Below are 13906 nucleotides of genomic sequence, written 5' to 3' on the forward strand. Positions count from 1 at the left end.
TTGCCTGCCACAGGTGAGGCCTACGCCCTATTGGCTGCGTTTGCTTACGGGCTCGCAGGTGTTTCCATAGTCAAAGGCGAGGCCACGGCACAAGGCGACAATGGCGTTTTCCTCGCGGTTGTCACGACGGCCTGCTTGTCAGCCGCCCTGTGGCTGGCCTGGGGGGAATTCTCCCTCAATAATCTGATGACCAAAAACGCACTCATCGCCGTGGCTGCTTTTGCGGCGGCGGGCCTGTTCTCTACCGTTCTTGGGCGCATCACCATGTATCGCGCCACCGAGCAGATCGGTGCTGTCACCACAGGTCTGTTGCGCCGATTAACACCGGTTTTTGCGCTGCCTCTCGCGTTTGTGGTGGTCGGGCAGATGCCGCATTCAAGGGAGGTTCTTGGTGGCCTTGTTGTGCTGCTGGGCATCGTTTTCTACCTCTACGCGCCCAATTGGCGTCACCCCGGGTTGGTCTCAACTGGATTGGCGCTAGGGATCACCTCAGCCTTTTTCTATGCCCTTTCTTATGCCCTCAGGTCTTGGGCGCTTGAGAGATTGCCTGATCCTGCCCTCGGAGCCCTCATAGGGGCATTGATAGGATGCATATGGTTCCCGCTTGCTGCCGCGATGCATCCCAACACGTCTCGGGGCCCGCGCTCGTTCTTGATTGACCGTGGGCTTTGGCATTGGATCACGGCCCTTGCGCTGAGCTTCGGGCAAGTGCTGCAGTTCCTCGCGCTTCAATCCACATCCGTATTGGCGGTGTCCGTCATTGGATCTCTTGATGTCCTTTTTTCGGCCGCCCTCATTATTGTGTTCCGCAGCGGTGAGCCAATAGCCGTTCGTCGCCTGATGATCGCGGCTTTACTCGCCATCATGGGGATCACGATGATGCTGACAGTGCCCGCCTGATATTCAAAATTCCGATAGCAAAATTCCTTGAATACCTTATTTTCGGAGCGCCATATGTCTTAGGCTTTGATGAAACCGATGTGCCTACCGGGAGAAAACACATGAGCAGCCATCCAACATTAAAGCCCTTCAATTTCAAAAAATGGGTTGAGGAAAATGAGGACAAACTGCGCCCGCCAGTTGGCAATCAGCTGCTTCATAAGGATGGCGATGGCATGATTGTGATGGTGGTGGGCGGCCCCAACACACGGGTCGATTTCCACGACGATCCGGTGGAGGAATGGTTCTTTCAGCAAAAAGGCGACATGATGCTCAAAATTGCGGAAGGTGGAAAGATCTATGATGTCCCGGTGCGGGAAGGTGAAGTCTTCATGCTGCCACCACACACCCGACACGCCCCTCAGCGCCCGCAAGAAGGCTCCATCGGGATCGTCGTCGAAGCGCCTCGGCAACCCGGCATGAAAGAGGGGTTTGAGTGGTTCTGCTTTAACTGTGAAGCCCTTGTGCATCGCGAAGAAGTGTCTCTGGAGAACCCAGAAGGCATCGTCACAGCTTTGCCCAAAATCTACGACGCCTTCCACAACAGCACCGAAGCGCGCACCTGCCCCAACTGTGGAGAACTGCACCCTGGCAAAGGAAAGCCACCTGCGGAGTGGGTGCAGTTATAACGCCGGACTAGCGCAATCCGCCAAAGACCGAAGGCAGCCTTAAACGTCCCCCGCCTGTGCGCGAGGGCGCGGGTTTGTCCGGCTGATACGGGTCATCTGCCAGCGCCTGCGCAAACACATCCGCGCGCCCAAACGGCAAATTGGGCGACGCGGCCATCTTTCCGGCCGCCCACCGGGCCACTTGAGGTGTCGACACGCTGGTGCCATTCATGCTGACGCGCGACCCGCTGCTGGAACCGGCACTTAAAACACCATGCAGAGCCACGCTGTCGTCACTGACCGCGGAGGCATCTGGTCCAAACAATCTGCTGACATTTAGGGTCGGCCCCCCTGCTGAATAGGCTGCCATTTTGCCATCAGAGTCCACATATCCGGCAATGACAGCAGGCAAGGTGCCACAGCCAATGCCATTGATCATACCCGCTCTGCGTACAAGGCTCACCCCGCTTGGAGGGTCTTCATCAAGCACTTTGCCACCGGGTGCCTTGAAGCGGGGATAGTTTTGATCACTGAGGCGAGACTGACGCCCAAACTCAGGAAAACCAGGTAAAGTCTCGTCCCGTTGCACCCAAGCGTTTAGCTTAAGGGACCCAACGCCTTCACTTTTGACAAAGCGCAACGCCCAATTGCCAAATGGCGCCACAGGGCGCACATCCTTCGGGTTATCAGTGGGAAGCGCCACAATCATAATCTGCCCGCGAAAAGTGGGGGTTTTCGGCGGGTAGTAGACCACAATTCCAATCACGACCTCTCCCCCGTCCGGGCTAGTTCGATTTATCAAAGTGAACTGAGGGACCATACCCACAGTGATGATAAGAGCCTCATTTTCGCCGGGTAAGGTAATGCTTACGGTCAAGGCCGCGTCGGGAACAACTGGCATCAACGGCAGCCAAATGCTCAGGACAGAGGCGCTTCGATCAGACGGCTGCAGCACCCAATCAATTTCCTTTTCGGGCGCTTGTTCCGTCAATTCGATCACGGCATGACAGCGAGACAGATTGCCGTTGCCAGAGGGCAGCAAAAGCAGTCGTGGCTGGTTTGTTGACAAAGACATCTCGGCCAAAGCTGTATGAATGGCGCGGGACACCACACCAGTGCCGTCATGCGGACCCAAGAAATTCCCAAAACTGAAGTTAATCACCAAAGGTGGGGTGACCGGCTCGCCGTCCTGCACATAGTTTTGGATGTGTTCCGCAACAAACCCAAGCGCCTTTTCGATTGTTGTTTCAATACCGTAGCCCATCGTGTTGCGGACCACCGATGTGGGCAATTGGATCGCAATGATGCGCCGATCCTCACCAACGGGTTCACCTGCATCATACCCAGCCGCCAAACCAGCCACATGTGTGCCGTGCGACACACGATGGGCGCAGGAGTTAAAGGGGCGATCTTGCCAGTTGATCAACCCCAGTTCGCGATACACCTCGGCCTCATCTAGCAAGCCATTGTGAAGGTGCTTTTTCAGGACAGTTTCGATTTCTGACCGTGTCCAAACACGCCCAAGGGATGCTGGCAGTTGCCCAGCCGTTTGAGAGACGTCATCCATATTGAGGAAAAAATCGACTCGGCTTAGCACCAGATTTCCATCTTCTTCACGGCGGAAAAGATCATGTGCAATCGCAATCCCATGGTCGATCACGGCCGTAACAACAGCTTCAGACGAGATCGATTGGGTCACAGCTGGCGGAAGAAACGGTTCTGATGAGGGATGCAGCGACCGTCGATCAAGCGGCGCACAGGTTGTTATGGACTCAATGCCGAGCCTATGCTCACCATCCGCTGCGTTGGCCGCGTTGAGGTAGGCCCGCTTTGCATAAATGCTGACAACATCAAGGTCGGTCCGTTCTCTGAAAGAGTGGCGGTATTCGCCAGGGATGATCAGCGAACCTGCGGGAAGTGGTGGATCGTAATTCGCAGCCTTGTTCTGCAGATCATTAAGCGACCAACTCCGATCATTGTCGTCACGTTTCGCCACAGAAATCAGCGCCAGCCACATTTGATCTTCATAATCCACAGGATCTGTATCAGCCGGGGTTTCATTCGCAAAATCACGGTCCGCTTCAAAAAACCTTTGCATCGGGTTGAGCGCAAAATAGGCTAACGGGTCTCGCGGCTGCTGCCTTGGCGGAAGGTCTGTCCATGTGTAGGTCATTGGCTTGCGCCGCCACTTGATACGCCCCCCACGCCACTTGCGGTTGCCGCCTCTGTGTCTGAAGCCAGATCAGCCCATTCCGCCACAGCCATACGCCAAAGCCATTCCAACGGCCGCGATCGGATCTGGTTTTGCTCTGGGTCTGCAATGCTGGTCTTACGCACATAAGGCTCAGCTTGACCGTCTGATGGCGGCGCTGTCTGTTCAGGGTCGTGACCATCTGCAGGGTTTTTTGGATCAAAATACGCCCGCCAGTCAAAGTCCAAAGAGTCCGGATAATGGCGCCCGTCAAAAGACCAACTGGTATGTGGCGCCTCCTGTGTGCATCGGTCCACGAAGTATTTCCCAAGCGTCAGTCCCAAAACCGCGCCTGCGGCACTATCGACAGGGAAATGGACCCCAGCAACCGTGCGATTGATTGCGATCCGCGCCGCTTGACGCATCAGCATTTCGCCCCAAATGCCTTCCGAGTAAGGTTTAACATGATGTGCACGCAACAGCGTCCAAAGAACCCGCGCCATTGTGAATGCTTCAGTAGCATGACCACTTGGCAGGCTGCCATGTGACGGGGTCCAGATCATGGGCTGAATTTGCGGTGAAAACTCATTTGGCCGCTTGCAGGCAAGCGCGTATTTAAGCCGCATCTCCACAAAGTTGGCCAGCCAGTGTGCGGTTGCCAAAAGCTCAATAGTGAACGGCGTTCGCGCTGGCTCAATGTAGGCAATGGCCCGCAAAAATTCTGTCGGTGTGCCCAGCTGCGCCAAGATTTCTGCCATGCGGTCTTGGCGCAAGTCCGCGTAATTGGCGACCAACGTCAACTGCTTGGCAAAGATATCTTGTGTTGGCCGCCTCATGGCGATGAGAGGTTGGTACTTGGTGCCGGGAACTGGATGAGGAACCGCAGTGGTTGCGCTCGGGGGCGCAACGGTTTCCAAATGGTACACCCGCGCCCAATTGTGCGCGCTGGTCGTTGAGGGTTGTTCAAAGGCAAACCCAATGCGGCTTCCCAGCTCCAATGCATAAATGCTGGCCCGCACAGGGACTGACAGTTTTGATAAATAAGCTGTTGTTTCTTCTGCATTTGGAAGAACTGAAGTCCCGTTCACTGGCACCCAAGTACCGGCAATTCCATCGTGATTGGTAATCAAGGCCTGCGAAATCAGCGGTGGATCGATGGCCCCGGGGGCGCCAAAGGCCCCAAAAGCGCCAAAAGCGCCGCTGCCAGAAAAAGCCCCAAATGCTCCAAATGCGCCAAAGGCACCTTCCGGTGCCACGTTGGATGCGTTGCTCATGAGTAAATCCTCCAAATATGTTCAGTTTCAATGTCTCGTCAGTCTGGAATTCCGATCTCTTTCAAGGTTTTGGCAAACGCGACACCCACCGGAAATTCGGCGCTTGGCGTGCTGTGTTTCCATTTGCTTATGGTGAATGCCGGGTCCAACCGGCCGATCTTTTGCGCGGTGTGGCGTGCGGCCTCTTGGTTGCCCATCCGCCACTCGATGACCGCCAACATGCGCAGTGACGACATATGCAATCGGTTGAGGCGCAGTGAGCTTTTGATCAAGTCATGCGCGCGCGGGTAATCCTCCGCGACCATACTGGCGCTGCCAGCAAGGCACTGAAAAAAGAACCGGTGCGGGTCACGAGGCGCAAGGTGCAACGACCGCTCCGCATCACGCACGGCTTTCCGGCCTTCCCCTCGAAATGCATAAAGCGTGCCTCGCAGCGCGCGACCTGTGGCCTCATTTGGGGCGTACTCCAAGGCACTGTTATAAAGCTCCTCTGCCTCGTACAAATCATGCAACAAATTGGTTTGGACAAACCCTTCCGCAATCAGCGCGCCGGTGTTTGTCGGATCAAGATCAAGCGCCCGACGCGTGTGGTTGAGGGCAGAGGCTGCCTCCGCCTTCAAATCCGTGGACCACCCCTGCACAACTTTCAGCACATGCCAGCGAGATTTCCATGCCAACGGCACAGGATTGAAAGGCATCCGGTCTATCAAGGCATCAAGCAGCTCTCCTGCCCGGGCAAAATCTGTTGGGGACAGACGATGCATCAACGCCACCGCCGCCATCAGGATTTCGTACCCGTCCAAGGTTGGCACCGGAAAACTCATCGCCCGCCGCGTCTCCAGATCCAGAATGGCCAGGTGAATTTCGTTGGCCACCTCTGAGAAAATCAGGTTCTTTTGCAGCACTTCGGCGGCGTCAACTTCAATACGGTCAGACCAGATGACATGACCTGATCGTGGCCGAGACAGGCTGAGATCAAGGATATGCCGGTCTTGCCCCACGGAACACGAACCAGACAATAAAAAGTCGGCCCCCAGTTTTTTGGAAAGTTCAGACGGGGTGTTTCTCTCGACCGAAATTGCGAGTGTTGACAGGTGAGAAATGACATTCATCCGATGGGAGCGAGACAAGGCTACAGTCAGATCATCCGCCAACATCCCCCCCCAAACAGACGCCTCCGCGCTGTTGCGCATCATCAGCGGAAGAACGGCTATTGTGGGCAGCAAATCCTCCGGCGACATCAGCGGGGCAACGGTTGGAACCTCATCAGTGCCAACAACGCGGAACGCATGAACCGGGTCCGGGACGTTTTTCAGGAAAACTTGGCCGATGTCCTCGAACTCGGCATCCATGCTATTGGCCAAGGTATCTCTCACCTCGACTGACGCCATCACCTCTCCGGGCTGGGCGGCAGCGGCCAAACGGGCGGCAATATTCACGTGGCGCCCGTACAAATCAGAGTCCGGTGTGCGCAAAACTTGCCCCGAATGCATGCCAACGCGAATGTTTATGTGTTGGCGCGCTGGGGTGCTCTGGTTTTGAATAGCCAGCGTCTTGCGCATTCTAAGAGCCACATGCACCGCTTCGGTGGGATCATCGAACTCCAGCATGATCCCATCCCCAAGGCGTTTGACGATACGTCCGGACTTTCGCGTTTTGAGATCCCCTTCAATGTCATCAACAAAGCTGAGCCATCTCTGGATTGTACCTTCTTCGTCTTTGTCTATCAGGCGCACGGAATCCGCGACATCTGCGAAAACGACCGTTTCGGATGCGCGTTGCAATGTTTGAAGTCCCTCGACCTCATCAACAAAGGTCGCGCGTGTGCCCGCCATGCGAAGCACTCCACCAATAGGTTAAACCCCAAGTATAAACAATTTACGCAAATTTGTATCTTCGTAAAAAGCGCCCGAAAACAAGGCGCAACGCTTCAAACCCGCTTGACGGGAAACCCATCGGGACCCACAGTTTGCAGTAGAGCTGGGAATGGAGCGTTCAATCTTCCAATGCTTGGGCAAACCTCAACCCAGCGACGTCAGCAACGCCTGAGACGGACTTCCACTTGGCTCAAGCCCGACACTGCGCTGGTAGTCGGCAATGGCCGCACGGGATTTGGGACCCAACACGCCGTCTGCCCCACCCGTATCAAAACCCCGCGCCGTCAGGCGGGATTGCAACGCAATGCGGTCATCTTTGGTGAGCCCGTATTGGTCAGGCGGGAATGCGGTGCGCAACGGTCCAGCGCCGCCAATGCGATCCGCCAAATGCCCCACCCCAATCGCGTAGCTGTCAGAATTGTTATAGCGCTTAATCGCGTTGAAGTTTCCGGTCACCGCAAACCGTGGACCACCTGCCTGCGGTTGGATCACCCGCGACGCGGTTTCTCCGGGCCGAAGCTCCCAGCCCCATTTGGTGCCGCGGGACCAGCCGTTCTTTTGCAGATACGCAGCGGTCGAGGCCAATGCGTCAGACGGATCATTCGACCAAATGTCGCGACGACCATCTCCGGTGTAATCCACCGCAAAAGACAAATAGCTGGTCGGGATGAACTGTGTATGCCCCATGGCACCAGCCCAACTTCCAGTCATACGATGTGCGGCGATATCACCACTTTGGATGATCTTGAGCGCCGCGATCAGCTGTTTTTCATAGAAACTGCCGCGCCGCCCATCAAAGGCCAACGTGGAGGTGGCAGAGATTACCGGAATATCGCCCTTGCGCTCGCCGTAGTAGCTTTCCAGCCCCCAGATGGCACAGATGACTTTCGCGTCCACACCATAGCTTTTCTCAAGGCTTTTAAGCGTGCTGCTGTGCCGCGCAAACGCGGCACGCCCTTTGGATATGCGCTCCTCGGACGCGGCAATCGACAGGTAATCTTCAAGGGTGCGGGTGAATTCCGTCTGGTTGCGGTCCCTCTTTATTACGCCGGGCAAATACCCTGTATCGCGAAAGGCGGCGTTAAGAGTTGCCTCGGTGATGCCTTTGGCCAAGGCGCGCGCCCTAAAACTGGCAACCCAAGCGGCATAATCGCGATTAAGGTGCGGACGCAAATCAGCCGGGAGCCCCTGCGGTTTTGCAGATGACGGCCTTGAAGAAGTGCCCTGCGTGCTTTGACAGGCTGTTAGAGCCAAAGCAGAGAGCCCGAGAGAAAAACTGCGACGCGATATACTCATTACGACTGCCCTCGATTGCCAAGTGTGTTTGAGGAGAGTTTGACAGAGATAAACCAGAGGAGCGAGAGGGGAAATCATACCCTTTGCGCGCAATTATCTCACAGCCTCTAGCAAAACCCGTCTGACGTGCGACGACATCGCGGCGAAGTCACACGGGATTTCTCTCATTGGAGACTTTGTTCAATTGTGCAAATCGACAGGACGCCAATCCGAGGTCGGATCATAGCTCGTAATCGAAAACGCCGTTTCCAAACTGTCTTCTCCAAGGTCTGCCTCGTGCAAAACACCGTTTTCTGAAACCAAAAATGAGTGAATGCCTGTGTTACCGTAGTCAGATGGCACCGCCAACACGGCATGTCCGGCCACCATGTTTCCCTCAATGACATAATCCAACGCACCGCCGGGTGCCGCGGCGCTCTGGCTGTGCAGAATTCGGTAATAATACCCACCAAATGGTTCCGGCCCTACATCCGTTTCACCATCTGAATACCCATCAAGTGAGGCCAGGGCGATACGCGCGCCCAATGGGCTGTCTTCTCCCGCCCAAAACAACCCGTCGCGCATACCTTCGCTCGATAGAAATGAAGGGGCAAACTCCATGACCTGATCTGCATCATGATCTTCCAAGCGATACTCGGCTTGGATATCCACATAGACCGACAAGAATTCAATAACGTCCAACTCGTTCAAACCGATACGTCGGAACAAGACCTCGTCACGCCCCGTTTCAATATCAAACTGCCAACTGGCGTCCACCCGCTCAAGCGGTATCGGAAAAGGCCAGCCTTCCGCACCCAAAAGTAGAACCACACCGCCGTCTTCGGCGGGCTGGAAACGGTATCCTTCCAACAGCAAGCCTAGAATTTCGGCGCGATTGGCCTTGTCACGCGCAGGGTTTCCAGTGGATAGCAAATCCTTAGCCTCAGCCCCAAAAACCTGCAAGATTTCGGTCTGATCACCCTTTTGAAGAGCCGCAATCATCGAGTCGAGCGCGGCTTGCGGCGTGGTGTAAACCGCTGGGGTTTGTGCCTCAGCCGAAATTGAAAGAGCCAGCCCCAGAGCAAGACCAGACAGGGATTTTGCGAATGTGAGTTTCATCTGTTTATCTCCCCCTACGCGCACCGGCCGCGGCCCGTCCACGAGAGGCTCCCGCTGTGGCGCGCTGAGATGGCGCGCGTTTCTTCATCGCACCGCCATTTGTGGGTGCTGCCTGACGTTGTGGGGCCACTTTGGCTCTGGCCTGCGGAGCCTTCGGCCGCGGATTGGCTTTCGGAGCTTGTTTCTTTGTTGTGCGCTCCACCGCGGCTTTTCGATCGGCCGCAGACGGACTTGATGGACGCTCGACGCCAGCACGGGGATTTTTGCTCTTGGAAATATCCGCAGCGCCACTTTTCTTGGCGAGATCGGACCGCATCTTGTCCCCTCGATCCGGCTTTGTCACCGGCATGGTGGTCACACCATCGTTGTCTCGCTTGCGTGCAATTGTATCGCGGGCCTCTTTTTGACGATCATCACTGGGTTTCCATCCAATGTTGTTGCGGTCCCCGATATTTACGTCCCCATCAATATCGATATCGATGTCCGGATTGCGAATGATCGGTTGGCCGTTCCAGCCCCCGCAATTGCGACATCCCCAATAGTCATTCCAGTGGTCATCATCATCAAAGATTTCATCCATGACCGCAAAAGCGCCAAAAATCAAAAGCCCCGTTGCAACGGCGTCACCCACATCGGACGAGTTGTCGACGTACACTGTCTCTGTCTCATATTGCGGAACATAGACAACTTCGGGATCGGTTGGTTGTATGACGATTGTGTCGGTGTCACCTTCCTGAATGACTTCAACTGTTTGCTCGTCGCCACTGACCAAATTGCCGGCGTCGTTGGCGGCTTGTCGTTTGACCTGAACCGCAGCCATCACATCATCGCTTTGGGCCAGCATGGCGCTGCCAACTGTCTCCGTCCAGTCGATATGAGCTGCCATGTCTTCAAGCACATCTGGAAATGCAGTGGCCAGAACCTCAACACTTTCATCCCAGTCTTCGGCTTCAATAAGCGGCTTCAGATCCGCGTCCGCCGCATCAGCATTGTCCTCTAGGAACATGTCGGCCTTAACCACCTCAAGAGGAAATGTCGCAGCAACCAGCACCTGAATAAGGAGTGTGTCGGGATATAGAGCGATCGGCGCAACAAGCGTTCCAAGCTCTTCTGCTTGCAGCAAGTCGCTTGCCTGATCAGACTCTGACTGTGTCATCGCACCCGTCGGAGTTAGCAAAGTCGCAGTTAACAAAATGGTCTTTAAGTTAATGTAGTTCATTCTCTAGCCTCAAAAAATAGATGCTAAGGTCCGATGCTAAGCATCATTTTCCAACGAACCAAGAGTTTTCATTAAGCCAACGATGCGATTTCAGCTAAAACGTCGGTTGCAGAGCCAAAATGAGCCGCTGTTACTGAAGGCCTTCGCCTACGGAAACCAGCAGGACTCGGCGCAGCGCGGGGAGTCATGGCATGATACCTACTTCCAGTCGTCACTCGACAAAATCGCGCAAGACGAAACCTGCTTCCTAGCTGCAGCAGATCATATTGCTCTCCATTCCCGCCCCAGTGCCCGCGCCTAAGAAGAGCCACAAACCTCTCTTTCCGAAACTTCAATTCATCCCCCAAAGACACAGACATCCCCATGTTTTTAGGACAAAATTTCGCCTCCGCCAAGGAACAGGATATATTTGTAGAGAAAACTGGACCTATAGTGCAAGCCGGGAGTGACCTAGGGTAGCTCAATTTAAGCGAGAGCCGCGCAAGATCGCTACACTTAAATGATAAGCCAACTAGGGATTAAATAATGGAAAATGTTGTACTTTTGGCGGTTGATGGGAGTGACGGTTCCGACCGTGCACTGGACCATGCCATCGCCAGAGCGAAGCAAGGCGGGGCCAAAGTGGTCGTTGCTTATGTGATCGAATGGTCGCCATATTCGTTTAACACACCGGAAGAAAACGCGACGCGTCACAAACGTCGGGAAACTGAAATCGAACGGGCCAATTCCGAGATCGTTGCTCCTGCACTTGCCAAGTTGCAAGGTCAGGGACTGGAGTGCGACGGCATCGTGCGCCACGGTCATCCAGCGGAGACGTTGATCGAGATCGCCAAAGAATGTGGCGCTGCGCAGATTTTGATCGGCCGGCGCGGGCATAGTGGATTGAAATCACTTCTGTTCGGAAGCGTCGCAGGAAACTTGATCCAGACCGCACCAGTGCCGGTCGTTGTCGTTCCCTGATTTTTTTGAAGCTTTAGTTTCCGGAGGTGCATCATGAAACGCATCCTGTTTTTTCTGTTTACGGCATTGTCGATTGCCGGACCAGCTCATGCTGGCATTGACGAAACCATCAACAACATCACGGCGCCAATTGCGTCCTTTATCGGCACTGTCGTGTTCTTCAAAGTTCCAATAGCCGGCGCAAATCTTCCACTGGTCGTGCTCTGGCTGGTCATTGGGGCGGTGTTTTTCACCTTTTATATGGGCTTTATCAACCTACGCGGCTTCAAGCATGCAATTGCGCTTGTGCGCGGCGACTATGCGGATCCCAACAGCGCAGGCGAAGTATCGCACTTCCAAGCGCTGGCCACGGCTGTGTCCGGCACAGTTGGCATCGGTAACATCGGCGGGGTTGCGGTTGCGGTGACCGTCGGCGGCGCTGGCGCCACGTTCTGGCTGATCGTCGCGGGTTTTCTGGGCATGTCTACCAAGTTTGTCGAATGTACGCTTGGCGTGAAATACCGGAACGAAAACCCAGACGGTTCTGTGTCTGGTGGTCCGATGTATTACCTGACCAAGGGTTTTGAAGAACGCGGCATGGTCGGCTTTGGCAAATTCATGGGCACGTTCTATGCAATCGGCATCTTTATCGGTGCTCTGGGCATCGGAAACATGTTCCAGTCTAACCAAGCCTACGTGCAGCTGAACACGGTCGCAGGGGGCGCCTTGGACGGCTACGGCTGGCTGGTTGGCCTGATCCTTGCAGCAGTGGTTTTTGCGGTGATCATTGGTGGTATCAAATCCATCGCGCGCGTTACCGAAAAAGTCGTGCCCTTCATGGCTGTCTTTTACTGCGTGTTTGCCATCATCGTCATCCTGATGAATTTCGCCTCGATCCCGGCAGCGATTGGCAACATCTTCACGGGTGCTTTCACCGGCGAGGGTGTGACCGGCGGCGCCTTGGGCGCGTTGATCATTGGTTTCCAGCGGGCTGTGTTCTCAAACGAAGCGGGCATCGGTTCAGCGTCGATTGCACACGCGGCTGTGCGCACGGATGAGCCAGTGACTGAAGGTTATGTGTCGTTGTTGGAACCCTTCATCGACACCATTGTCATCTGTACCATCACTGCCCTTGTCATTGGCACAAGCCAAGTGGCCGACCCCAATTTTGCGGGTGATGCGACAGGTGTGGCCATGACGTCGGCTGCGTTTGAACGTCAGATTGGCTGGTTCCCTGTACCACTGGCCTTTGGTGCGCTTCTCTTCGCCTTCTCGACCATGATCTCCTGGTCCTACTACGGCCTGAAGGGGTGGACCTATCTGTTTGGCGAAGATCAGACCCTGCAAACCATTTACAAGCTGATCTTCTGCGCGTTTGTGGCTCTGGGCTGCGTCGTGCAACTTGGTCCAATCCTGGATATTTCGGATGCACTGGTCTTCCTGATCTGTGTGCCGAACATTCTGGGCCTATACTTCCTGGCCCCCGTGGTGAAACGCGAGATGCAGGCTTATGTGGCCAAACTGGAAAGCGGCGAGATCAAGAAGTTCAAACACTGATCCACCGCCAATGAAGTGAGTTGGCCCTCGCCAGTTATGGTGGGGGCCTTTTTATACTGCGGCCTATTTTTTGCTGCACTATGGCTCGGCATCCCGCGTTCCACAGAATACGCAAAGTCTGTCGTAACCCCAAAGATGGCCACAAGAGTGCTAAACTGGCGGCCTGCGTCGGGAACCTGACTTTGCACTTTGGGCCGAGCGTCACCGCGCACACCTGCCTGCTCGACCTAGCCACACGCATTGATCCAACCGGCCGCCGCATCACACACCCGTGCCAACTGTGTCGGATGATCCACCCCAGTCACCCGTTTGCGTGGCTTTAAGTCATGATCGCCGTCCTCAAACCAATGTAGGTCGATTTGCGCTGACAAGTCATATCCCGCAACCTCCTGTCTTGTCCCAAAGGCATCGCGTGTACCCTGACAAATCAACGTCGGTGTGTTCAGGCTTGCCAGATGCTCAGTGCGCAGCTTCTCAGGCTTGCCCTGCGGATGAAACGGGTAGCCCAAGCACAGCAGCCCACTGACAACCTCCGAGGCAAACAGATCATCAGCGATTAGGCTGGCGACGCGCCCTCCCATCGACTTGCCACCAATCACCAATGGCCCATCACAATCGAGCGCCGCGACTGCCGCCCGGTACTCTAGCTGCAGGACTTCCATCTTCGGCGGCGGCCGCTTCGGTCCACCGCTGCGCCGCCCTGCCATATAGGCAAATTCAAATCGCGCGACCCGGATGCCCCGCGCGACCAAACCTTCCGCAACCATCATCATAAAAGGCGCGTCCATCGCAGCGCCAGCACCATGGGCAAACAGAAACGTCGGGGCCGCAGGCCCCTCTCCTCCCTCAATCAGGAAATCAATCTCAGACATAGCGCCCCCCTCTGGACATACAAAAGGCGCCCGAAG

General features: G+C 55.3%; 11 protein-coding genes. 4 read left to right on the forward strand and 7 right to left on the reverse strand.

The window, feature by feature from the left end; genetic code table 11:
* Both QOL67_RS13190 and QOL67_RS13195 read left to right on the forward strand, forming a co-directional pair.
* Entirely contained in the window at positions 1-900 is a 900-nt protein-coding gene (locus QOL67_RS13190) for a DMT family transporter (protein WP_283426443.1), read from the forward strand.
* 101 nt (positions 901-1001) lie between these two features.
* Positions 1002-1568 carry a 3-hydroxyanthranilate 3,4-dioxygenase gene (locus QOL67_RS13195; protein ID WP_283426444.1) on the forward strand — a complete coding sequence of 189 codons (567 nt, stop codon included), beginning with the start codon at positions 1002-1004 and terminating at the stop codon, positions 1566-1568.
* A 7-nt stretch (positions 1569-1575) separates the two neighbouring features.
* On the opposite strand, the gene QOL67_RS13200 is transcribed toward QOL67_RS13195, so the two are convergent.
* The 6 genes from QOL67_RS13200 to QOL67_RS13225 form a co-directional block, all read right to left on the reverse strand.
* Positions 1576-3720 carry a S8 family serine peptidase gene (locus QOL67_RS13200; RefSeq protein WP_283426445.1) on the reverse strand — a complete coding sequence of 715 codons (2145 nt, stop codon included), beginning with the start codon at positions 3718-3720 and terminating at the stop codon, positions 1576-1578.
* On the reverse strand, positions 3717-5012 hold the full coding sequence (locus QOL67_RS13205; protein WP_283426446.1) for a phosphatase PAP2 family protein: 1296 nt from the start codon (positions 5010-5012) through the stop codon (positions 3717-3719). Before QOL67_RS13205 ends, QOL67_RS13200 begins: the two co-directional genes overlap by 4 nt.
* A 38-nt stretch (positions 5013-5050) precedes the next feature.
* The gene (locus QOL67_RS13210; RefSeq protein ID WP_283426447.1) at positions 5051-6847 is read right to left on the reverse strand and encodes an adenylate/guanylate cyclase domain-containing protein; all 1797 of its coding nucleotides are present in this window, start codon (positions 6845-6847) and stop codon (positions 5051-5053) included.
* A gap of 186 nt (positions 6848-7033) precedes the next feature.
* Positions 7034-8185 (reverse strand): lytic murein transglycosylase, encoded by a 1152-nt coding sequence (locus QOL67_RS13215; protein ID WP_283426448.1) that lies wholly within the window; start codon positions 8183-8185, stop codon positions 7034-7036.
* Between the two features lie 180 nt (positions 8186-8365).
* On the reverse strand, positions 8366-9283 hold the full coding sequence (locus tag QOL67_RS13220) for a DUF2950 family protein (protein ID WP_283426449.1): 918 nt from the start codon (positions 9281-9283) through the stop codon (positions 8366-8368).
* 4 nt (positions 9284-9287) lie between these two features.
* On the reverse strand, positions 9288-10502 hold the full coding sequence (locus QOL67_RS13225; protein WP_283426450.1) for a DUF3300 domain-containing protein: 1215 nt from the start codon (positions 10500-10502) through the stop codon (positions 9288-9290).
* A gap of 525 nt (positions 10503-11027) precedes the next feature.
* Between QOL67_RS13225 and QOL67_RS13230 the strand changes: the two genes are divergently transcribed.
* Both QOL67_RS13230 and QOL67_RS13235 read left to right on the forward strand, forming a co-directional pair.
* Positions 11028-11462, forward strand: coding sequence for a universal stress protein (locus QOL67_RS13230; protein ID WP_283426451.1), 435 nt, complete (start codon positions 11028-11030; stop codon positions 11460-11462).
* Positions 11463-11495: 33 nt separating this feature from the next.
* Entirely contained in the window at positions 11496-12998 is a 1503-nt protein-coding gene (locus QOL67_RS13235) for an alanine/glycine:cation symporter family protein (RefSeq protein ID WP_283426452.1), read from the forward strand.
* Between the two features lie 227 nt (positions 12999-13225).
* On the opposite strand, the gene QOL67_RS13240 is transcribed toward QOL67_RS13235, so the two are convergent.
* Positions 13226-13870, reverse strand: coding sequence for an alpha/beta family hydrolase (locus QOL67_RS13240; protein WP_283426453.1), 645 nt, complete (start codon positions 13868-13870; stop codon positions 13226-13228).
* Positions 13871-13906: the final 36 nt, after the last annotated feature.

Source organism: Shimia sagamensis (genome assembly GCF_900182745.1).
Classification (GTDB): domain Bacteria; phylum Pseudomonadota; class Alphaproteobacteria; order Rhodobacterales; family Rhodobacteraceae; genus Shimia; species Shimia sagamensis.